The organism is Psychrobacter immobilis, from assembly GCF_904846065.1.
Taxonomy (GTDB): Bacteria; Pseudomonadota; Gammaproteobacteria; order Pseudomonadales; family Moraxellaceae; genus Psychrobacter; species Psychrobacter immobilis_H.
In genome coordinates, this window is sequence record NZ_CAJGZV010000001.1 from 2,516,659 (window position 1) to 2,539,224 (window position 22,566).

21 protein-coding genes are annotated in these 22,566 nt (G+C 43.7%); 10 read left to right on the plus strand and 11 right to left on the minus strand.

The window, feature by feature from the left end; translation table 11 throughout:
• Nucleotides 1-37: 37 nt before the first annotated feature.
• From hutH to hutI, 3 genes are all read left to right on the plus strand, one after another.
• On the plus strand, nucleotides 38-1,600 hold the full coding sequence (gene hutH / locus JMW64_RS10415; RefSeq protein WP_201554591.1) for a histidine ammonia-lyase: 1,563 nt from the start codon (nucleotides 38-40) through the stop codon (nucleotides 1,598-1,600).
• A gap of 33 nt (nucleotides 1,601-1,633) precedes the next feature.
• Nucleotides 1,634-2,683 (plus strand): formimidoylglutamase, encoded by a 1,050-nt coding sequence (hutG, locus tag JMW64_RS10420; protein WP_227694178.1) that lies wholly within the window; start codon nucleotides 1,634-1,636, stop codon nucleotides 2,681-2,683.
• Between the two features lie 77 nt (nucleotides 2,684-2,760).
• The gene (gene hutI, locus JMW64_RS10425) at nucleotides 2,761-4,086 is read left to right on the plus strand and encodes an imidazolonepropionase (RefSeq protein ID WP_201554595.1); all 1,326 of its coding nucleotides are present in this window, start codon (nucleotides 2,761-2,763) and stop codon (nucleotides 4,084-4,086) included.
• Between the two features lie 172 nt (nucleotides 4,087-4,258).
• On the opposite strand, the gene JMW64_RS10430 is transcribed toward hutI, so the two are convergent.
• Together JMW64_RS10430 and gdhA are read right to left on the minus strand one after the other, a co-directional pair.
• Nucleotides 4,259-4,843: a PepSY domain-containing protein gene (locus JMW64_RS10430; protein WP_201554597.1), complete on the minus strand. Its 585-nt coding sequence runs from the start codon at nucleotides 4,841-4,843 to the stop codon at nucleotides 4,259-4,261.
• A 195-nt stretch (nucleotides 4,844-5,038) separates the two neighbouring features.
• Nucleotides 5,039-6,385 carry an NADP-specific glutamate dehydrogenase gene (gdhA, locus tag JMW64_RS10435; RefSeq protein WP_201502734.1) on the minus strand — a complete coding sequence of 449 codons (1,347 nt, stop codon included), beginning with the start codon at nucleotides 6,383-6,385 and terminating at the stop codon, nucleotides 5,039-5,041.
• 637 nt (nucleotides 6,386-7,022) lie between these two features.
• Here gdhA and JMW64_RS10440 point away from each other — a divergent pair.
• The 5 genes from JMW64_RS10440 (at nucleotide 7,023) to JMW64_RS10460 (ending at nucleotide 10,329) form a co-directional block, all read left to right on the plus strand.
• Nucleotides 7,023-7,385, plus strand: a complete 363-nt coding sequence (locus JMW64_RS10440; protein ID WP_010201036.1) for a roadblock/LC7 domain-containing protein — start codon at nucleotides 7,023-7,025, stop codon at nucleotides 7,383-7,385.
• 272 nt (nucleotides 7,386-7,657) lie between these two features.
• Nucleotides 7,658-8,152: a PAS domain-containing protein gene (locus JMW64_RS10445; protein ID WP_055124629.1), complete on the plus strand. Its 495-nt coding sequence runs from the start codon at nucleotides 7,658-7,660 to the stop codon at nucleotides 8,150-8,152.
• Between the two features lie 3 nt (nucleotides 8,153-8,155).
• Nucleotides 8,156-8,905, plus strand: coding sequence for a PhnD/SsuA/transferrin family substrate-binding protein (locus tag JMW64_RS10450; RefSeq protein WP_201554599.1), 750 nt, complete (start codon nucleotides 8,156-8,158; stop codon nucleotides 8,903-8,905).
• A 150-nt stretch (nucleotides 8,906-9,055) separates the two neighbouring features.
• On the plus strand, nucleotides 9,056-9,673 hold the full coding sequence (locus JMW64_RS10455) for a hypothetical protein (protein WP_201554601.1): 618 nt from the start codon (nucleotides 9,056-9,058) through the stop codon (nucleotides 9,671-9,673).
• 41 nt (nucleotides 9,674-9,714) lie between these two features.
• A complete protein-coding gene (locus JMW64_RS10460; RefSeq protein ID WP_201554603.1) occupies nucleotides 9,715-10,329 on the plus strand; it encodes a hypothetical protein in 615 nt (204 codons plus the stop codon).
• Between the two features lie 388 nt (nucleotides 10,330-10,717).
• On the opposite strand, the gene JMW64_RS10465 is transcribed toward JMW64_RS10460, so the two are convergent.
• From JMW64_RS10465 to nfsB, 8 genes are all read right to left on the minus strand, one after another.
• A complete protein-coding gene (locus JMW64_RS10465) occupies nucleotides 10,718-11,239 on the minus strand; it encodes an HdeD family acid-resistance protein (RefSeq protein WP_201554604.1) in 522 nt (173 codons plus the stop codon).
• Between the two features lie 125 nt (nucleotides 11,240-11,364).
• Nucleotides 11,365-11,940: a GNAT family N-acetyltransferase gene (locus JMW64_RS10470; protein ID WP_201554605.1), complete on the minus strand. Its 576-nt coding sequence runs from the start codon at nucleotides 11,938-11,940 to the stop codon at nucleotides 11,365-11,367.
• 31 nt (nucleotides 11,941-11,971) lie between these two features.
• Nucleotides 11,972-12,712 (minus strand): NTP transferase domain-containing protein, encoded by a 741-nt coding sequence (locus JMW64_RS10475; RefSeq protein ID WP_201554606.1) that lies wholly within the window; start codon nucleotides 12,710-12,712, stop codon nucleotides 11,972-11,974.
• Entirely contained in the window at nucleotides 12,709-14,097 is a 1,389-nt protein-coding gene (locus tag JMW64_RS10480; RefSeq protein ID WP_201554607.1) for an XdhC family protein, read from the minus strand. Before JMW64_RS10480 ends, JMW64_RS10475 begins: the two co-directional genes overlap by 4 nt.
• 139 nt (nucleotides 14,098-14,236) lie before the next feature.
• A complete protein-coding gene (locus JMW64_RS10485) occupies nucleotides 14,237-16,687 on the minus strand; it encodes a xanthine dehydrogenase family protein molybdopterin-binding subunit (RefSeq protein ID WP_201554608.1) in 2,451 nt (816 codons plus the stop codon).
• Nucleotides 16,688-16,689: 2 nt separating this feature from the next.
• The gene (locus tag JMW64_RS10490; protein ID WP_201554609.1) at nucleotides 16,690-17,682 is read right to left on the minus strand and encodes an FAD binding domain-containing protein; all 993 of its coding nucleotides are present in this window, start codon (nucleotides 17,680-17,682) and stop codon (nucleotides 16,690-16,692) included.
• Nucleotides 17,679-18,326, minus strand: coding sequence for a 2Fe-2S iron-sulfur cluster-binding protein (locus tag JMW64_RS10495; RefSeq protein ID WP_201554610.1), 648 nt, complete (start codon nucleotides 18,324-18,326; stop codon nucleotides 17,679-17,681). The genes JMW64_RS10490 and JMW64_RS10495 overlap by 4 nt, the downstream gene beginning before the upstream one ends.
• Before the next feature lie 301 nt (nucleotides 18,327-18,627).
• A complete protein-coding gene (gene nfsB / locus JMW64_RS10500; protein ID WP_201554612.1) occupies nucleotides 18,628-19,284 on the minus strand; it encodes an oxygen-insensitive NAD(P)H nitroreductase in 657 nt (218 codons plus the stop codon).
• Between the two features lie 337 nt (nucleotides 19,285-19,621).
• Between nfsB and JMW64_RS10505 the strand changes: the two genes are divergently transcribed.
• Together JMW64_RS10505 and JMW64_RS10510 are read left to right on the plus strand one after the other, a co-directional pair.
• Entirely contained in the window at nucleotides 19,622-20,290 is a 669-nt protein-coding gene (locus tag JMW64_RS10505) for a DsbA family oxidoreductase (RefSeq protein ID WP_201554613.1), read from the plus strand.
• 229 nt (nucleotides 20,291-20,519) lie between these two features.
• Nucleotides 20,520-21,215 carry a haloacid dehalogenase type II gene (locus JMW64_RS10510; protein WP_201554614.1) on the plus strand — a complete coding sequence of 232 codons (696 nt, stop codon included), beginning with the start codon at nucleotides 20,520-20,522 and terminating at the stop codon, nucleotides 21,213-21,215.
• Between the two features lie 107 nt (nucleotides 21,216-21,322).
• On the opposite strand, the gene JMW64_RS10515 is transcribed toward JMW64_RS10510, so the two are convergent.
• Complete coding sequence (locus tag JMW64_RS10515) at nucleotides 21,323-22,447, minus strand: S-(hydroxymethyl)glutathione dehydrogenase/class III alcohol dehydrogenase (RefSeq protein ID WP_055124643.1); 1,125 nt, start codon at nucleotides 22,445-22,447, stop codon at nucleotides 21,323-21,325.
• Nucleotides 22,448-22,566: the final 119 nt, after the last annotated feature.

A 22,566-nucleotide genomic window follows, 5' to 3' on the forward strand; every position in this document is an offset into this window, starting at 1 on the left:
ATATAATCCATATGTCTTACAATACTAGGATCACCCTATGAACGATATCAAACAATTAACGCTACACCCTCGCCAGCTTAGCTTTAAGATGCTACGTGATATCTATGAGCAGCCTGTTATATTGACACTGCCCGAGAGTGCTTATAAAGCCATCGATGCCTCACACGAAGATGTACGCACCATCATTGCACGCGACAAAAGCGCTTATGGCATCAATACTGGTTTTGGTCTGTTAGCAAAGACCCGTATCAGTGATGATCAGCTTGAGCTACTTCAACGTAACCTGATTGTTTCTCACTCAGTAGGCACTGGTGAAGCGTTACCAGACGGCGTAGTGCGACTGATTATGGTGATGAAAGTGGCCAGCCTAGCACAAGGTGTATCAGGCGTACGCCGCGAGGTAGTGGACAGCTTACTTGCCTTAATCAATAATCAAATCACGCCAAACATTCCGGCAAAAGGCTCTGTTGGTGCCTCTGGTGATTTAGCGCCTTTATCACACATGACGCTTGCAATGATGGGTGAAGGTGACGTGTTTGTCGCTGGCGAAAAAGTGCCTGCAGCAGAAGCGCTAGCCCAGCATGGACTTGAGCCAATTATCCTAGCAGCCAAAGAAGGTCTCGCACTTATCAACGGCACGCAAGTCTCAACCGCATTAGCATTACGGGGTTATTTCTTAGCGCGTGACTTGCTGGAGACAGCGACTATCGTTGGCTCCCTGTCAATTGATGCGGCCAAAGGATCGGACTCACCATTTGATGCGCGTATTCACGAAGTACGTGGGCATCATGGTCAAATTGAAATCGCCAAAGCTCACCGTCAACTCATTAAAGGCAGTGCCATTCGCGCCTCGCATGACGGCGAGCAGGATGACCGAGTACAAGATCCTTACTGCCTGCGTTGTCAGCCGCAAGTCATGGGTGCCTGCCTTGACATCATTAACCAAGCAGGAAAAACCTTATTAATAGAATCTAATGCGGTGACCGACAACCCACTTATCTTTAATAACGAAGATGGTCCTGTAGCCATATCAGGAGGTAACTTCCATGCTGAGCCAGTCGCTTTTGCCGCTGATATTTTGGCCTTGGCAATCGCCGAGATTGGCTCTATGTCTGAGCGCCGTGTCGCTTTGCTGATTGATGCGACTTTGTCAGGCGGCTTACCACCATTCTTGGTTGACAATGCTGGAGTCAATTCAGGCTTTATGATTGCTCATGTGACCGCCGCAGCACTGGCCTCAGAAAACAAATCTATCGCTCACCCAGGCAGTGTCGACAGTATCCCAACCTCTGCCAATCAAGAAGATCATGTATCAATGGCAACCTATTGCGCTAGACGCCTATATGAGATGGCACAGAATACTGCCACCATTATCGGTATTGAGCTGTTGGCTGCTGGCCAAGGTATCGATTTTCATCGCGGATTAGACACCTCAGAGCCGTTGACCGTAGCACATCAAAAACTACGTGAAAAAGTGACTTTCTATGATAAAGACCGCTACCTTGCCCCTGATATCGAGGCAGCCAAGCAATTGGTATTAGACGGTACGCTTGCTGAACATTGGCAATCATTGCGCAGCAACTGGTACGAGTCTAAATAAGCGTTAGATAATGAAAGGGAATGAGCAATGGCCATGACGAAAATTAGCACAACCGTGAGTCACACAGCGGCTGACATGATGCAGTGGACAGGTCGTGCAGAGCTATTTGAGACGGCACGTGCCCGCTACTGGTATCAGCTTGCAAAGCCTTACGGTTTCGATAGTACCGGTCAGCATATTGGGCTAATTGGCTTTGCATGTGATCAAGGGGTTAGGCGCAATCAAGGACGCGTGGGTGCACGAGCTGCCCCGCCGCTGATTCGCCAAGCGTTTGCGACGCTGCCAGTGATTGCGTCGGTGCAGACACGCTATGACAATCAACTGGCAACATTGCTAGGTGATGCTGGCGACATTCATTGTCATGACGATGATGATTTTGCCACGAACATTCTTGAGCAAGCTCAGCTCAAATATGCGGATAAGGTGAGTACTATTGTTGAAAAAGGCGGCTTGCCCATTGGTCTTGGTGGTGGTCATGCCATTGCTTATGGTAGCTTTTTGGGATTGTGGCAAGCGCTACAGCAGACAGATATTACCAATGATATAGATGCACTGCCGCGTATTGGTATTATCAATTTTGACGCCCATCTTGATATTCGTCAGTCGGATGTGGCGACTTCTGGTACACCGTTTCGCCAAATTGCCGAGCATCTTGACGCACATGGTCAGCCATTCAACTATTGCTGTATTGGCGTCAGTCGGTTCTCTAACACGGCGGCGCTGTTTGATCGTGCCGAGCAATTGGGCGTGCATATCATCAGTGATGAAGACTGCCATTATCAGCCTTGGCAGATACTTGCCGATCAGGTTATAAGCTTTATCAATCAAGTTGATGTGGTTTATCTGACCATTGATATGGACTGCTTGCCTGCCAGTGTTGTGCCCGGTGTGAGTGCCCCAGCTGCTTATGGCATTGAGCTTAGGTTTGTTGAGCGCATGGTAAAAACCATTATGGCTACTGGTAAAGTAAAAATGGCCGACATTGCCGAGATTAATCCCACCTTTGATATTGATGGGCGTAGCTGCAAAGTTGCGGCAAGACTATTAGCGACTATTATAGAGCAGCATTTACTGACTCTATAAATAAAGACTTATGAATAAAACTGTAAAGATGAATTTTATATATTCACCTGACTATCAGTATTAAGCAGGAGCTTATTATGAACAACTCTAGCGCACAGATACTCGACAAATCTATCAATACTACAGATGATAAAGACATCCTGACATCGTTTGACCACATCATTACCAATGTCAATCTTGCAACGTTTTCCGCCCATTACGGTTTTAATGGCAGTGACCATGTACCTTATGGGCAACTGGAAGATGCTGCCATCGGTATTATTGATGACAAAATTGCGTGGATTGGCTCTAATAAAAAAATAACTGCGCACCTGTCGCATTACTCAGCAGGGCAAATAAAAAATGCTCATGGCAACTGGGTCACGCCTGGACTTATCGACTGTCATACCCATATCGTTTATGGTGGCAATCGCAGTAACGAGTTTGAGGCACGTTTGCAAGGCGCTAGTTATCAAGACATTGCGGCACAAGGTGGCGGTATCGTCTCAACTGTCACTGCCACCCGCGCTGCCAATATTGAATCGCTATTTGCACAAAGTGAAAAACGTTTAATAGCACTCATGAAAGAAGGCGTCACCAGTATCGAAATCAAATCGGGCTACGGCTTAGATTTAGATACTGAACGCAAAATGCTCACGGTTGCTCGCCAACTTGGTGACAAACACAATATCCATGTGAGCACCACTTATCTAGCGGCTCATGCCTTGCCACCTGAATACAAGTCTCACATGCAGGACCGCTCGGATGATTATATCGAGCAAGTGTGTACATGGCTACCAATTCTACATGCAGAAGGCTTAGTCGATGCGGTCGATGGCTTTTGTGAAAACATCGCCTTTAGCACTGAGCAAATCAGACGCGTTTTTGAGGTGGCACGCTCATTAAACCTACCAGTCAAACTGCACTCTGAGCAGTTGTCTGATATAGGTGGCAGCGCCTTGGTTGCTGAATACAAAGGGTTATCAAGCGACCATTTAGAGCATTTATCAGCAGACGACATCAAAAAAATGGCGGCCAGTGATACCGTTGCAGTTCTATTGCCCGGTGCATTTTATACCCTGCGGGATACCAAGTTGCCACCTATTGAGGCATTACGAAGACACCAAGTACCCATGGCTATTTCTACTGATTGTAATCCTGGCACTTCACCGCTTACCTCATTATTGCTTGCGATGAACATGGGCTGTACGCTATTTTACTTAACCACTGAAGAGGTACTGGCAGGGGCAACTGTTTATGCAGCACAAGCGCTGGGATTGTCTAATAAAGGCAAAATAGAGATTGGCTGTGATGCAGATTTGGTCTTATGGGATATCGCCCGCCCTGCGGATTTGGCTTATCAGATGGGACTAAACCCTATTAACGGCATTATGGTTCAAGGCAAGTGGCGTGAGACGGTATAGCGAACTTATCTAACTACTCACATTAAAAAAGCCCCAGTCATTGAATGATTGGGGCTTTTTTAATAATAAATGCACAGCTTTGCTATCCCATTTTCAAAAAACTGAGTAGCAAGAAAAACGACTATTAGCGATACCTATCATATCTATCTATCTATCTATCTAACTTACTTAGCTATTTCTTAAACTTATTGTTAAATACACTGCCAGTATTGGCATCAATATTTAGCCAAATGATACTATTACCTTTGAGGATATCAGCTTCATAATAGGACGCATGATCACTATAATCTCGGTCGTTTTTAAACTCAATCTCGATAACACGCCCGCCCGATTGTTTTTCAGCAATTTTCATTGCCTGTTTAACATCAATCTTCGCTTGTTTAAGCGCCTTATAATCTACCAGATCATCACTGTCTAATCGTTCCACATCCGTACTGATCACTCTACCATTCATGGCGTCGACTTTGATTTCATAGTTTCGGCTACTGGTTACAAATTCCATCTCATACACACCGCCTTGCGCTTTATCATCATCGTGATCAAAGCTGGCACTCATCAATAGACCAGATGACTTTTTCGCCGCAATATTTATTGCTTGTTGTAAGCTTATTCTACTGGCTTTGGCGGCTTGCACCTCACTTGCTAGCGGTTGCTGTGTAGATGCATAGATTGTCGTAGTCAACATAGCCGCACCCACTACTACTGCAGCACGAGTACCCAAAGTCGTTAGCGAAAATGGCTTGAAAATCTTGCTCATAACGGTCTCCACAAAATTAATCTTATTGAGTGTTCTAAAATTATTATCTTTTAAAAAACACATATTATCAATAGGTCAATCGTATCACTTCATAAAAACCACTTTGACTATTCACGGTAGGGTTAATTCATAAAAAACGCGCCTATCGTTAAAACAGACGCGTTATTCGTTAGTAGGTGGCTATGATAAAAGTGCTTAGTTTAAAATACCGTAAGCAACCAATGCATCGGCAACTCGTTTAAAGCCAACGATATTTGCACCAGCCATATAGTTGATATAGCCATTATCCGTTTGACCATACTGTTCTGAGGCGTCAGCTGCGCAGTCATGGATATTTCGCATGATATTTTTGAGGCGCAAGTCGATTTGCTCAAAGCTCTTATACTGACGGACTGAGTTTTGTGACATCTCAAGCGCAGAGACTGCTACACCGCCCGCGTTGGCGGCTTTGCCTGGGGCATAATGCACCCGGTGCAAACGAATATAGTCGATGGCTTCAGCAGTCAATGGCATGTTAGCACCTTCGACAACGTATGTGATGCCATTTTCAACCATGAGCTTGGCATCTTCTTCATTGACTTCATTTTGCGTCGCTGATGGAATCGCGATGTCACCTTTGAATTGCCACGGCTTTTGCTGCGCAAACCACTCTCCACCATAAACATCGACGTACTCAGCCAACGGTTTGCTTTTTGCTTTTTGTGCCTTGAGCCAATCAATTTTTTCTTGATTCAGACCCGCTTCATCATACAAAGTCCCTTGTGAGTCTGACACAGTGACGACGATGCCGCCCAGCATATGGGCTTTTTCAGCAGCATGTAATGAGACGTTACCAGCACCTGAAACCAATACTCTCTTACCTTTGATATCGTCATTTTGCGCCGTAAGCATGTTTTCTAAGAAATACACCGCACCATAACCTGTCGCCTCAGTACGCATCAAACTGCCACCGAAGCCAACGCCTTTACCGGTCAAAACCCCGCCGTATTCGTGCGTTAAATTCTTATACATAGCAAACATATAGCTGACTTCACGCCCACCCACGCCAATGTCACCAGCGGGCACATCGATGTCTTTATTCACATAGTGATGTAGCTCACGCATAAAGGCATAGCAAAAACGGCGGATTTCACTGTCTGTTTTGCCTTTGGGATCAAAATCAGAGCCACCTTTACCACCGCCCATTGGCAATCCAGTCAAAGCGTTTTTGAATATTTGCTCAAAGCCTAAAAACTTCAAAACAGATTGGTTGACAGTCGGATGAAATCTCACGCCACCTTTATAAGGACCTAGGGCATTGCTGAACTGGACACGCCAGCCGCGGTTAACCTGAACTTCACCTTGGTCATTTTCCCAGTTAATACGAAAAGCAATAACGCGGTCAGGCTCAACGAGACGCTCAAATATTTTAAAAGTATCATATTCTGGGTGGGCGTCGTATAACGGCGCAATCGTAATTGCAACTTCTTTTACCGCTTGAACGAATTCAGGTTGATGGGCGTAACGCGCTTCGACTTTTTCGATGGCCTGACTGATACTCATATCTTTTCCTTAGGGTAAAAATGGTGATCGTGCTTACTTACACCGATGTCACGTCGTATGACAACAAACGAGAGGATTGTAGACACTGGTGTAAAACTGAAATTGCCCCGACACGCTGGCTTGTGTAGAGACAAATGGGATTAAAAAAGCTGACTGAATTTATGCCTAGATGCCACATTCAGAGACAAGAACATTTTTTATCTCATAATATATATCATTTTTGAGGCGTATAAGTCTAGTAAATATCACCATCATGAAAAGTTATAAGCGATTTTTATTGACACAGTCTAAAGTGCACCTTTTCATAGAACCTTGAGACACCGACTGATGAGCTTACAGATCTCATTGATTGTGCTAAAAAATAGTCCTGTATTACTAAGAAATCTTCGTTTTCCTAATCGGTAAATAAATCAAATATTAATGGAAATTTGTGTATCGATAACCGTTAAGTAAAGAGGAAAGGTCAATAATCAGCACCAAACGGTATAAAAAACCCAAAAACTTGGCTTTTTGCTTGAGCTGATGTATATCAATATTAACAGCAAGGGTTTATAATAGCCGACTTAGTCAACATTTATTCTCCACCATTACTCACTGTTATTTTATCAATTGAATAACCCGTCATAGAGAAAGCGATATGCGTACAGATTCATTCCAGCAAATCTTGGAAGACCTAAACAGCTCATCAGCCGATGTTGAAGCATCTGCCCTTATTTCTAACGATGGTCTGATGATTGCCTCAGCACTACCAACGGGCGTTGATGAAGACCGTGTTGGCGCTATGTCAGCGGCTTTATTGTCATTGGGTGACCGCGCAGGTCGTGAGTTGGCACGTGGTAGTATCGATCGTATTATGATTCAAGGTGAAAAAGGCTACGTGATTATGACCTCATCTGGAGATGAAGCGGTACTTACTATTATGGCAAAACCGAATGCAAAACTTGGTTTGATATTCTTAGATATCAAGCGTGCCTCAGAAGCCCTTGCAAAACTTATCTAATTGGTAAATTTGGATTTTTGTCGATAACACATTTTTTATTATTTAACGTCGTATAGCACATAGCGCGACTGATAAATATGACTTTAAATCAAAATGAGGTGACTGTCTCATAAAAAATATTTAAGATGGCACACATTATTTGTATGGAATAATGGCCTGATAAATATTGGGACGACGACTGAGCTGAAAGGCAACATGATGTTATCGACAACTACCATACTAGATTGATTTTTTAATCATTATAAATATAACGATAAATAAAGGAGATTACGATGGGTTCTCCAATCCCTGATGCACATAAGCCTGATATGCCCGCTGAGCAGATTACTCTGACTTATTATGATGGTACATCGCGGACTGTCTATGATACTGGTATTGAACGCCCTTATCCTGATGGCAAGCTGATTGTATCGCGCACCGATTTGGATGGTGTGCTGACTCACGTCAACGATGCTTTTGTCGAAATCAGTGGCTACAGCGTTGATGAACTTATTGGTCAGCCACAATCTATTTTGCGCCACCCTGATATGCCAAAAGCCGCTTATAAAGATTTATGGGATACCGCAGCGGCTGGGCAAAAATGGCATGGCTACGTTAAGAATTTATGCAAAGATGGTAGTCACTATTGGGTCTATGCGACCGTTGTGCCAAACATTCGTCGCGGCGAAACAGTAGGTTATACCTCGGTACGCCGTAAGCCATCACGTAGCAAAATCGAAGCTGCTATGGCTCAGTATGCCCAAATGAATCAAAATGAGGAAGGCTAAATCATGACGACACACAATATGTTAATCGCCCCTGATTTTTCTCCTGAGCGTTTTGCAGGCTGGCACATGTTTAATATTTTGATTCAAAAACGTGCCAACCTAAATATGCATCTGAACATACCTACCTCACATGCTGAACAAGAGAAAATCATTGAGGCAGGTGACATTCAAGTTATCTATGCCAACCCATTTGATGCAGCTACTTTGATCCGTGAACAAGGCTATCGCGCTGTTGCACGCCCTATCGGCAAATCGGATGAGATGGTCATTGCTGCTGCGGCAAACAGTGATATCAAGCGCTTAGAAGACATTAAAGCGGGTGCGACCGTAGCAATGGCAGACAACCGTGATGTTAAGCTGATTGGCTTACGCTTGCTAGAAGCTGTGGATATAGAAGAGTCTGATCTTAACTGGGATATCACTGAAACTTATCAGGCAGCCGCCCGTAAAGTCATCAAAGGTGATGCTCAAGCGGCTTTCTTCTTAGCAGAGATTTTTCATAGCTTTTCACGCTTGACCAAAACTCAGCTGTCGGTGTTGATCGAAAGTGATTTGGCAGATATTAGCCATGTATTACTAATTAAAGATGACTTTCCTGATACCGAAATATTCATGAATGCGATCCTGAATTTGCATAATGATGACGATGGTAAAGAAGCATTGGCTGAACTTGGCATGCCTCAAGGGTTTGAAGCCATGGACGAAGAAGATGCTGAATTTATGATAGATTTGATGCAAACTTTACTTGATTAATTATTAATTATTAATTGGCACGTTGCACCGTTTCGCTTAGTGAAGTCATAGCCTATTGTTGCTCAATAGTGGCTATATCATTTTGACCATACGATATTAGCCACAAGCTGTTAGCCATACAATAGACACTATGACTTAAAGGACACTATTATGTCTGATTTAGACCTTATCAAAGAAAATGAGATGGAAGCGCGCCGAGTATTTCGTTTATATTCGCGTAAAGTGTTTTTGGCACCCAATAACCGTCATTTTCATGAACAACGTATCAATGCCGCATTACTTTTAACCGAAAAAGAGCCGCTGCAAGGTGCCGTCGCAGACTTTTTTTATGGCTGCTGGTATGACATTCCTTACGATGTAAATAACCTGTTTACGCGTATTAAAGATCGCTTGTACCCTCATATCCAGCAAGGGTTTCGCGATTGTATTAGTAAGAAGCGATATATTCAACGCAATAGTATGCTGGCGACTCGCTGGAGTGTCCTGATATCGCCGTCTCTCAATGAGCAAAAACAGCGATTGCTTATCAGTAGCGATGACGCCAAAGAAATATCCAAAGACATCACCGCTGAGCTCATGCAAGCGCGTGAAGATAAGGATTGGGGCACGATTGAGCAGATCGAAAACGAATTCTTTGCTCACTGTATCGCTCGCAATGATCTACTTGCCTTCTCGCTAGTATGGTTTCGCTTGGGTAAAAGCGACTGGCAATTCGATGAGCGCTGGAACAACTGTCAACAGCATCTTGATCAAACCATCAAGACCTAATTTATCGCCGATTTAACCCTTTCATCACAATGGTAGCCGCTATGTCCTCTTACTTAAATGCTGATAAAACGTATCTAACCCTCACTCCAGCCGGTATTTTTGAGGCATTTTCACAAAGTGAGCCCACTGATGAACAGCTGTCATTACAAGACTTAATGTCCTATGGGGAGACGTTGCTCGCCGCTGATTGGCTTGAGCGTTATCCTGACGAATGGCTACAGAGCTTTATAGAACACGGCTGGATTGAAAAGCTGTCTTTGTTGTTACCCGCACCCAATCTGCCGTTGGACCAGTTTTTACCGTATGTGGTTGCCAGCTTATCCGGTAAACGCCGTGCAGCTATTGGCTCTGATGAAGGGTTTTGCCTAGCACGAATCGGTTACAGCCAAGAAGAAGCGGACATGCTAAGTGTTGCAGCTGCTGACTTTTCAGGTTTTATGATCCGCCAAAAACAACGCGGCTGGGCGGTCGAAAGCCAAGCCATCTCGTTTTTTCAACAAGTTGACTTACTGATTCCTGAGACCAGCTTTGTGTTCTTATGGATTGATGGTTCAGGTTACGCCCTCATCATCGATGGCGAGCCTCTGACTAATAGCCGCGCCTTTGTTGAGATGGTATGGGCATTGAAAACGTCTGGCTTAAGATTTCTTAGCTAATTCAACCAAACCACTTGATATATCATTAAATATCAGTATGACCCGTGCGCTTATATCAAACCAAGCGCACTTCTTTCAATCTCTCACATCTGCTTTATTTTCAATATCTTTTTTTCTTTCATCTTCTGCTATAGCCGATTTAATACGATTTGTATACAAGGATAAAGTACTACAAATTGCACTTAGGCTTTACGCATTATTAAGATGTGATATTCAAACAAATTATGAAATAAAAAAAGACGCTGTAAATAGCGTCTTTTTTGTTTATTGCTATAGTCAAGGAATTTTAGAATCGCTACAAGGCGACCGACCGCAGATAGTACACTGAGTACATCTAGAGCGGGTAACACCGTAGCGGTTTAAAAATGCTCTGACTATATAACTAAACTTATATATTGCGCACCACAATTGATTGTATACGTGAATACATAATTAATGATATGCCGTTAGATATCAACTCGACGGCCAACAGTATGCCAAGAATATACGTCGCTGACTGCGGATAACTGGTAAATATCATGATAGCCAATATAATCGAGAGCAGACCTGAGAGTAATATTGGGACAAAAGCCACTGTCCTACGGAGACCGAAAGCAACAACAACTCTGACTATACCTGTTGCCATAAATAAAATAGCAATTACCATGGTCAAGGTTAATATGCCTTGCAACGGATCTTGTAATAACTCAATACCAATCAATACACCAAGTACACCGCCGATGGCAGCCAGCACTTTTCCAGTGGTACTATGTGCTCGGAACAAGGCAATAAACTGTAAAACACCCACTAAAAGGAAGATAAAACCTGCTAACTGCTCAGCGGCCAAAGTGGCGCTAAGAGGATTAAAAAATGCAAAGATACCGCCAAGAATACTAATGATGCCAATGACTAACCATAATCTACGATTCATAAGACGACCTTATTTTACATTTAATAGAAAATAAATTATATCGCAAACCTTACCTTATGTTGTATAACGGTAGTAATATCTTCGAGTAGTCCTGTTAATATTAGAGTGTGGGCATTGATTTGTGGTCACAAGCCTGCTAACTGATTGTTCCACTGTTGCCGCGTCATGTTATACAGTACATGCTCAGCCAGCCGATGGTTAGGGTCAAGGGCTGGATGGTAGAAGTTGGCTCGGGTATTCATCATGCCAAGGCGCTCCATAACCAATTGCGAGCGTTCATTAATAACCGCTGTGAATGACACAACCTCATCGAGCGACAGCTCAGTAAAAGCAAAATTCAGCGCCGCACGCGCCGCCTCGGTAGCATAGCCCTGTCCCCAATAATCTTTATGTAGTCGCCATGCAATCTCGACAGCCGGGGCAAAAGACATATCTGCGTGGGTATCATTCAAGCCAACAAAACCGATAAAAGCCCCATGCTCTTTTGATCTATCTTTTAAACTGACGGCCCAAAGCCCCCAGCCTTGATTAGCAATAAGCTGCTGGCATTTACTAGCGATGATGTCACTTACTTTAGGCGTTAATAACTTGGGGAAATATTTCATTACTTCAGGATCAGCATTTATTTCAGCAAAAACAGCAAAGTCACTTGCTTGCCATTGTCTAAGGTAAAGACGTTCTGTTTCTATCACATTTATCATTTTTATCACTTATGGATTGACACTGTTAATACTATTTATCCAGCCAGCCTTTTTGCTTAGCATGAGCAAGTTGCTCAGGAGTATCGATATCATAGCTCAGTTGATTATTAACAACGGTACTTATCTGACTGGGCTTCAATTCTCTAATTAAATAACGCAGCCCTTTATCGCCTACCAGCAATGCTTGCCACTCTCTGAGTAAATCACAATCAATCGTTAAAGGTAGTCCGATAATATTGTGCTTCAATGCAGTGGCAGTAGACGTTTCATTTAAATTCATATTATTTGAATACTGCCAGCTACTATAAGCACTTGCCACTACAGACCGCTTATCTGCCAGCAGTTTTGCCAAATGCTGCTCATCGAGTAGAACTTGATCAATACCCATAATGACGACGCGCTCGATTAATGAGCTTGTTAACTGCGTGACCGCCTCAATAGCCAAATTCAAACTATACGCCATCCCTATTTCAGGCGTGGGATTTACGACCATTTGAATCATAGAGTACTGAAAAGCCAATTCATTCATCGCACTGGCTATTAATGGTTGATTATCAGGAATGACTATAATAATTACTTGTGGTTTTGTAGAAAGTGCGAGTTTGGTCATGAAGCAAATTAAGGGTTCGCCATCTTTACACAGTAACTGTTTTGCTTGACCTAAACGCAGGCTCAGTCCACTGGCCAAAATAATGACCGCATGGTTTGGTGGCTTTGATAGATTTATTGGCTTTAGTTGCATAGATGCTAAAATAGATGCGTCGCGGCTCATGATAAACTTATCGATGCACGAGCACTTGTAGCAGTCATCTCTATAGAATCAATATGCGTAGAAAATAGCGTTGTAAAGTTAGTATTTGAAAGATGAGTGTCTGAGTTCTCTGCTGGCGGCAGCTGGTTATGGACGACCGCATTGACTTGTGCCATGATACCCAGTGCTAAGGCTTCAGGTCCATCTCCGCCCAGCTTATAACCAATCGGATAATGCAGTTTTTTGATACCTAGGTTTAAACTGGCAGGATTTGTAAACCTTGTACTAATTTCTTCGATTAAGCGCTCGGTACGGTAGCGTGGTCCTAGTTGCCCAAGATATTTATAGTGATTAGCATGCTCTAATAATACGCCAAGGCGAGCACGGTCTTGGCTGAGACTATGCGACATCAAAGCAACGGCAGCATTTTTACTTAGTTTTAGTAAAGTGTCACTATCATTTAACGCCAGTACCATCACTCTATCTGCCTGAGGAAAACGCCGCTGCGTGGCATATTGCGCTCGACTGTCTACCACTGTCACATGCCAATCTTGCAGCTTTGCCATCGTAACTAGCGGCATCACATCATTACCAGCGCCACAAATCAGCAAACATATCTGTGGTTGTAGGCGCTGAATCAGCCATTCTGTGGTTAAATCGTCATTGTCATCTTTTACAATGACGTACTCAGCATTTTTATGGAGAAGTTTATATTCGGATAAACTTTCAACTGCATGGATAACTGTGCTTGAAGCATTAGATATCACTTTATCTGAATTATTAGCGTCGATAACGGTGAGTTTTCCTGACTTGATATAATTATCTAGGTTAAGACGCACACCAATTTGAAGTTCGGAGTTTGGATTATTTTGGTTATTAAAATGGATTGTAGAGCGAATTAAAGTTGCTACCGTTACTGGCTGCTGAGACTGACGAACCTGACTGATGACATTTAACAAAGACATTGCCGTTGCCAGCCTTTCAAACAACACGTGTACGCGCCCATTACAGCCTAATCCAAAATTTAACTCGTCCAAATCAATATCTTGTTCATCGTAGTTATTGTCTGTGCCCTTATTATCACTGCCTCTATCAAAGTCAAAACCCTCTTCTGATACGCTTGCTGGCACATTACCATTTTCAGCATACTCAATATCATCGCCTGTTTGATAGACTTGCACGTTTGCACCTTGACGCGTGAGCCAAAAAGCACGTTTAATAATATGTGGCTCCAAACAGCCGCCGCTAATCATCCCAACCGAACGACCATCTTCACAGATGAGCATCATCGCGCCTGCGCGGCGATAGGCTGACCCTTCGGTACGCACGACGGTTGCTAATACCGCGTCAACCTGTTGTTGCTGAGCCTCGCGTGCCAGCTTAAGAATATCAGCAATTTGATTCATAATGTCTCTTATATACTAGCTATTATTGATGTCTATATACGGTCTATATCTATCCTAGTCCACTAATAAAACCAGTTTATAAAACCCGCTAACGACTACAATTAGCGGGTTTATATTGTCCATTTACTTGACTAAAAACCTACTCTGGTAGTTCATAAAGTAATTTGTCGAGGGTAATAGGAAAGTCATAAACTCGTACACCCACGGCGTTGTACACGGCATTAGCAATAGCAGCGGCAGCACCGGCAATCGCCGTTTCACCTATACCTTTTATGTGCATTGGATTGGTATACGGATCGTCCTCTTCTACCAAGATAACATCAAGCTGAGGAACATCCGCATTGACTGGGACATGGTATTCTGCAAGATTATGATTACATAGCCGACCGTCATGCTTATCGTGAATCACCTGCTCCATCAACGCAGAACCAATACCAAATACCATACCGCCGTAGCACTGCGAGGTCGCGGTTTTGTGATTGAGGATACGCCCTGCTGCAAAGGCACCAGTCATACGTTTAACGCGTATTTCACCAGTCACTCGGTGTACAGCGACCTCGGCAAAATTAGCACCAAATGACGCTTGGCGATGACTTTTTGCATTTTTACCCGGTGCAATTTGACCTTTGGCACTGAGTTTTTGGTCATCATATTGAGCGACGATATCGGCTAATGAATGAGTCTGGAAATTACTAAAGTCATATTCTTTCGATTCAGTTAGTGAGATTTCAGCTAATTTATCTTTTAGATCAGCCACTTTATCTACGATATTATCGCCCAAACCTGCTACTTTTTCTTTTCCTGCTTCTATAACGGTTTCTACCACTGTTTCTACAAAATTAGCATCATGCTCACCTATCTGCTTAATTTGACCGTTATACAGCTGAATGGTGTCAGGGTACAGACCGACTTTTCCTGCGATCATCTCACGTAGCTGCTGACAAGCAAGATAAATGCTACTGCCTGAGCTAGCAGCGCCCATGCTCCCCCCTGAACCAACCGCAGGTGGCAAGCTGGTATCACCAAGCTTCATTTCAATATGATCTATTGGTAGCCCTAATAAATCTGCAGCAACCTGAGTAAATACGGTATAAGAACCTGTACCGATATCGGTCATGTCTGTCTCGATTACCGCCTTCACGCCCAGTGCTTTTGAGTTATCTATTTGCAGGGTCGCCCGTGCTTCTGATGGCGCTAAGCTGTTGCCGCGAGCTGCCGCTGCCATACCCATACCCATCCACCAATCACCTTCTAAGTGACTGGCAGGCTTAGCATTGCGTTGATTCCAGCCAAACTGTTCAGCCGCTTGATCGATACAAGCGATAAGCTTACGCGTTGAAAACGGGATGCCTTTACTAGGATCTTGCTCAGGCTCATTGCGACGGCGCAGTTCGACAGGGTCTATGTTGAGTTGCTCTGCCAATTCATCCATCGCACACTCAAGGGCAATCTGTCCGACTGCTTCGCCGGGGGCACGCATCGAGCCTGACAATACTTGGTTCATGTCTACTTGCTGATAATTGACTCGGCGATTGTCACCGCGATACAAATAGTGCGTAGAGAGCGCTGCTGGCTCAAAAAAGGCTTCTCCTGGCAAATTACTAGAGACCGTCTCATGAATCATGGTGTCAATAATACCGTCTTTGCTACAGCCAATTGCGATGCGTTGACGCGTGTTTGAGCGTCTAATCGTTGCCTCCATTACTTGCGGACGTGTCATAGTGATTAACACGGGACGACCCAACTCTTTTGCGGCGAGTGCGGCGGCTATCGATTCTGGAGAAATCCCAAGCTTGCTACCAAAACCGCCACCGACATAACGAGCGATTAATTGCACATTATTTGCATCCAAATCCAATGCATCGACGATTTGCTTTTTGCACGAGGACAGCATTTGATTAGAGGAGTACATAATCAGCTTATCGCCCTCCCAATGTGCAAGCGTTGCATGTGGCTCCATCGCTGCGCTGTTTTGACTTGGCGTATGATAAAAGCGGTCAAGGGTTACCGCAGCATCAGCAAGACTTTGTTCTGGATTACCCTTTTCTGAATTTTTATCCGAACCTTTTTTTTCATTAACATCATGAGCATTTGGCAGCTCTGTCGTAAAGTTCAATGCCGCCTGCTCAGTCTCATCCTCATAAGTCACTCTGAGTGCTTTTGCGCCTTCTGTCGCCGCCTCAAACGTCTCAGCGATGACGACTGCAATAGGCTGACCATGATAAAAAATTTCGCTAACGCCTTGCTTAGGTGATTTGGTTGCACCACCCTGTTGTGCATTGCGTAAAAAGTGCTCAGGATCGGTCACCACTTTAATAATGTCAGGAATACCATCCAAAGAGCGGCTATCGATTTTCTTGACCCGTCCTTTGGCAATCGTTGCGCTCACCAAAACACCATAGGCTTGATTGTCTAAATGAATCTCTGCCGTATAAGGTGCTTGACCGCTGACCTTTAGTGACCCTTCAACACGGTTAATGGGCTTACCCACCAATTTGCTCGCTGTTTTATCAAAAAGCGACTCAACAGACTCATTCATCATCATTGTTTTGGTCGGTTCTGACGGAAATACTGAGTCCAATAATGACATGATTATGCTCCCTTGCCCGCTAATGCGCGTTGAATAACTTGTTTGAGTAGACGACGAGTCAGTGGTATTTTGAAATCATTTTGACCACTACCTTTAGCCTCTTTTAATAATAAGTCCGCTGCTTGTTTAATGATATTTTCGTTGCCATCAGTACCCATTAACAACGCCTCAACGGATTCGTTACGCCATGGTTCAGTACCAATACCACCGAATGCTAGGCGCACTGTGTCCAAACGCCCATTATCAGTCACGTCTATGATCGCTGCACAAGACACTAAGGCAAAAGCATAGGACGCGCGATCACGCACTTTGTCATAAGTGTGCACGCCTTTGATGGGCGCTGGCAACACCACATGAGTGATAAGCTCACCAGACTCTAAAACGTTTTCGATATGTGGTGTATTTTTTGGCAAACAATAAAAGTCTTTAATCGCGATTTTACGCGTTGAACCATCCGTTTTTAACGTCTCAACAGTGGCATCTAATGAGCGCATCGCGACGGCCATATCAGATGGATGCTGGGCAATACAGGACTCGCTAGTACCTAAAATTGCCAAGGTACGATTTTCACCATTGATAGCTGGGCAACCAGAACCTGGCTTGCGCTTATTGCAAGCACTATCCGTCTGGTAAAAATAATAACAACGAGTACGCTGTAGTAGATTACCGCCCGTCGTCGCTCTATTGCGCAACTGTCCTGTCGCACCTGCCAAAATCGCCCGTGATAGCACTGGGTAATGGGCAATGACCTCAGGATGCGCGGCCAAATCACTATTGGTCACTAGCGTACCGATGCGTAGGCCACCATCTGTAGTCTTCTCAATTTGAGCTAATGCTAAGCGAGTGATATCCACCAGCTTAATTGGCGTCTCAATCTCTAACTTCATTAAGTCTAAAAGGTTGGTACCCCCTGCGATAAATGAGGCGTCTTTTACACTAGCAGATTGGGCTGCTTGCTCTGGCGCGGTAGCACGGCTATATTCAAAGCGTTTCATGAGCGACCTCCTGACGTATTACTTATAGTGTTATGGTTCGTCGTTTGGCTTCCTAATTGCGCTTCACTAGGTGGTGGCGACCAAATACCCGTCACCTCTGATTTTTGTGCTGTGTCAGTTTTAGATGAATCATTCATTTCATTTTCTAAAACTTGTGAAATGGCCTTAATAATATTGGGATAAGCAGAACAGCGGCAAATATTGCCACTCATACGCTCAGCGATTTCTTGCACCAGCAATCCATCAGGATTTTGCAAATCTGTAGTGACATGACTGGGCCAGTTTTGTTTAATTTCATCGATCAGCGCTGTTGCTGAACAAATTTGCCCAGGGGTACAGTAACCACATTGAAACGCATCATTATCTTTAAAGGCTTGTTGTAGCTCCGATAATGATTCGGGCATGCCAATACCTTCAATCGTGGTAATCTCATCACCATCGTGCATAACTGCTAAGGTCAAACAGGCATTGACCCTACGCCCATTGATAAGTATGGTACAAGCGCCACATTGACCATGGTCACAACCTTTTTTAGGCCCCGTAATTTTGAGGTGCTGACGACAGACATCGAGTAATGTCGTGCGTGGATCAAGATTGTCGAGCTGATAATCTTGCTTATTAATGGTTAAGTTCAAGGTAGACATGCTGGCTTCTCGCTGGCAAATAATCAGAAAAAATAGGGTTAAACGCTTCTTAAAAGTCGCGCCAATCGATTTATTATGACTTATTAGAAATGTCGATTTGTTTTCACTTTGTAGTTATTACAGTGTAGTTTTTAATCTATGAAAACTTTACTTCTCACTATTTTATCTCGCTTATTCACTATCAATTTTATAAATGAAACTCAAAAACTCATTTTATTAGCAATAAAAAATAGCGCTATAAATATGCCGTTTATAACGCTATTTGAGTCCAATATAGTCAGTTAAAAATACCAGTCGGGCATTACGCTTTAGTAATTATGCTCGCTTCACTCAATCGAGATTTTGGCAAATCAGCATTAAAATCGTCTTCGCTACGATAACCAAGTGAGATAACGGCAACGGCTGTGTAGCCTTTGCTACGTAGCTCAAATTCTTCATCGAGTGCCTTTAGATCAGCACCTTCCATCGGTACGGCATCAATGCCTAAAGTAGCAGCACCCAGCAATAATGCGCCCATATTCAGATACACTTGCTCGACCAGCCAATGTGGCTCGTCTTTTTGCTCATAACGACGAATGTCCAAAAACATTTTGCGCACTTGATGCATTTGCTCTTTGAATTTTGGTTCTGCGAAGCGACCATCAGCATCTTCTTTATCCAATACTTCATGCAAAAATTTATCATCAGCATAGATACGACTACAGAAAATAATGACGTGGGAGGCATCTTTCACCTTTGCCGTGTTGAAATCAAACATCCCTTGTGTACCTTTTGCGATACGTGACTTGCCAGCCTCATCATCAGCGATTACAAAATGCCAAGGCTGAATATTAGTGCTTGATGGGCTAAGTCGTAGGATATCCTTTAAACTTTGAAAGTCTGCTGCTGATATTTTTTTATTGGCATCAAACTCTTTGGTGCTGTAACGCCAGTTCATGGCTTCAGTGATGTTTTTCATTTATGACTCCAAGATTTTTAGTACCGCTACTTTAAGCAAAAACCCGTTTGATGACCGTTACAGATTGGTTAAGTAGTCACCTATTTTGTTATTAAGTTGCTGATAATTCAGTGCATCGCTGAGTTATTTGAGCCGCCATTTAAACAGTTATTTGAGCCGCCATTTAAACAGTTATTTAAGCAGATACTTATTAGACAGAGACTCATTAAACAGTAACTTAGACGATATTGTAATTGTTCCCTCATTCTCTTAGCATTGGTTAATTAGCATTGATTTATAAGGCGGTCGACCACAGACAGCTTATATAAAAAATAAATACTGAATTAGGCAGATAGATATGGAACATTCAAAGCAGTTATTCTCAGAGCAGCCACTACGCATAGATATCGTCTCAGACGTTGTTTGTCCTTGGTGCGTCATTGGTTACCGCCAGCTGGCAGAAGCCCTCAAGCAAACCAACACCGAACACGAGATTCACTGGCATCCGTTTGAGCTTAATCCAAATATGCCAAGCGCCGGACAAAATATGCGTGAACATATTATGGAGAAATATGGTTCGAGCAAGCAAGAATCTGATGCTAGCCGTGCTCGATTAATGGAAGCGGGTAATGAGGTTGGCTTTACGTTTAACTTTAACGATGACACGCGTATGCACAACACGTTCAACTTGCATCAATTGCTGCACTGGGCAGATCAGAAAGGTCGCATGCATGACTTAAAGCAGGCGTTATTCGTCGCTCACTTTACCAATGGTCGCAATATTTCTGACAATGCCGTGCTTGCTGACATTGCCGCTGAGACTGGCTTGGATCGTGATGAGGCGCTAGCCGTATTAGCAGACCAAAGATTCGCTAAAGAGGTGCGCGCAGAAGAGCAACATTGGCAACAACAAGGCATTCAAAGCGTCCCAGCGGTAATTTTTAATAAGCGCCATCTGGTTAGCGGTGCACAAGGCGTTGAGAATTTCAAAACTATCTTGCAGCAGTTGGCTGACATGCCAGACTAGGGCGCATCTTCAGTTCATTCGATAGTCATCTAAACGGACTAAAAATGGCTAAATCTTGCCAAACATCGTCAAACAGCTGGTTAATATCCCGATATTATCTGCACTATTTTCCTCGTTTGACGGCAATTTATCTTATTTTTATCAACATTTTTAAAATTAAGACACGCCCTAGTTTTCCTGACGAGATTTTTTGGCTAGATTTCGTTTGCTATTCCTAAAAGGATCCTTTATGTCCTCCGATAAATCCCTTCCTATTATCGTGTTTGATGTCAATGAGACGCTACTCGACATTACCACTCTTGAGCCATTATTTGCTCGCCTATTTGGCAATAAAATACTACTAAGAGAATGGTTTGCGCAATTGGTGCTATATTCGCAAACCGTGACGTTATCAGGACTTTATACGCCTTTTGGCGAGCTTGGCGTCAGTGCCTTACAGATGACCGCTGATATTCATAACGTTAGGCTGATAGATAGTGATGTCGACGAATTAAAAGAACGTATGAGCAAAATGCCTGCTCACCCTGATGTAGTTCCAGCATTAACCAAGCTGCGTGAGTCAGGGTTTCGACTGGTAACGTTGACCAACTCAGCAAATAGCGCTTCCCCGACCCCACTTGAAAAAGCTGGCATCAGCCATTTCTTTGAACAGCATTTTAGTGTTGAAACTGTCGGCAAATTCAAGCCTGCGCCTGAGACTTATCAAATGGTCGCTCACGCATTGTCTGTTGAGTTGTCAGATTTATGCCTAGTCGCTTGTCATCTTTGGGATACGATTGGCGCTCAAGCGGCTGGCTGCCAAGGGGCGTTTCTCACGCGACCGCACAATGCTTTATTATCAGCGTCAAACGTTCTAGCGCCAGACTTTGTCGCAGCAGATCTAACCACGCTTGCCGAACAGATAATTTTTTCCACTAAAAAATAATTACCAATACCAAAAAAATGCCGCCCTATATAAGGACGGCATTCTTGGTTTAGCATACTGCTATTTTATAAGGCTAAATCTATAATCACTATTATTAATAATGATTTTTAAAAATGAATAACCGTACGGATACTCTCGCCTTTATGCATCAAATCAAACGCTTCGTTGATATCTTCTAATGGCATGGTATGAGTGATAAAGTCTTGTAGTGGAATCTCACCAGCCAAATAACGCTCAACATAACCTGGTAATTCACTGCGACCTTTTACGCCGCCAAATGCTGAACCGCGCCAGACGCGACCAGTCACTAACTGGAATGGGCGAGTAGAGATTTCTTGTCCAGCACCAGCGACACCGATGATGACCGACTCGCCCCACCCTTTATGGCAGCACTCAAGCGCTGAACGCATGACATCGACGTTACCGATACACTCAAATGAATAATCAACGCCGCCATCGGTCAATTCAACGATGACTTCTTGAATCGGTTTGTCGTAATCTTTAGGATTGATGCAGTCGGTTGCGCCAAGCTTTTTAGCCAGCTCAAATTTGCTCTCGTTAATATCAATAGCAATGATACGACTGGCTTTTGCCATTGCCGCACCGATGACCGCTGACAGTCCAATGCCGCCTAGACCAAAGATAGCAACGGTCGCACCCTCTTCTACCTTAGCCGTATTCATCACTGCACCCATACCAGTCGTGACTCCGCAACCCAATAAGCAGACTTCTTCTAGTGGTGCTTCTTTGTTCACTTTCGCCAAAGAAATCTCAGGCAACACCGTATATTCAGAGAAGGTTGAGCAGCCCATATAATGATAAATTGGCTCACCATCTTTATAAAAGCGCGTAGTGCCGTCTGGCATTAAGCCTTTACCTTGGGTCTCGCGTACCGCTGAGCAAAGATTGGTTTTACCAGAGGTACACATTTTACAGACGCCACATTCTGCTGTGTATAAAGGAATGACATGATCGCCGACTTGCACACTGGTGACGCCTTCGCCGATTTGCTCAACGATACCGCCACCTTCATGACCCAAAATCGCTGGGAATACGCCTTCTGGGTCTTCACCCGATAGCGTAAATGCATCAGTGTGACAGACGCCACTGGCAACAATTTTTACCAATACTTCGCCTTTACGGGGCAGCATGACATCCACTTCTTCGATAGATAGTGGCTCATTTGGACCCCAAGCAATGGCGGCTTTTGATTTAATAAATTTATCTGACATCGTTATCTCTCTTTTTAATTCATTTTATGGGTTATTAAGCGCAGACCTCTATTCAGCTTATCTTGCTTGTTGAATGGAGGCAAGCGGCAGTTGTAGCAGTCTGTAAAGCTTTATACTGG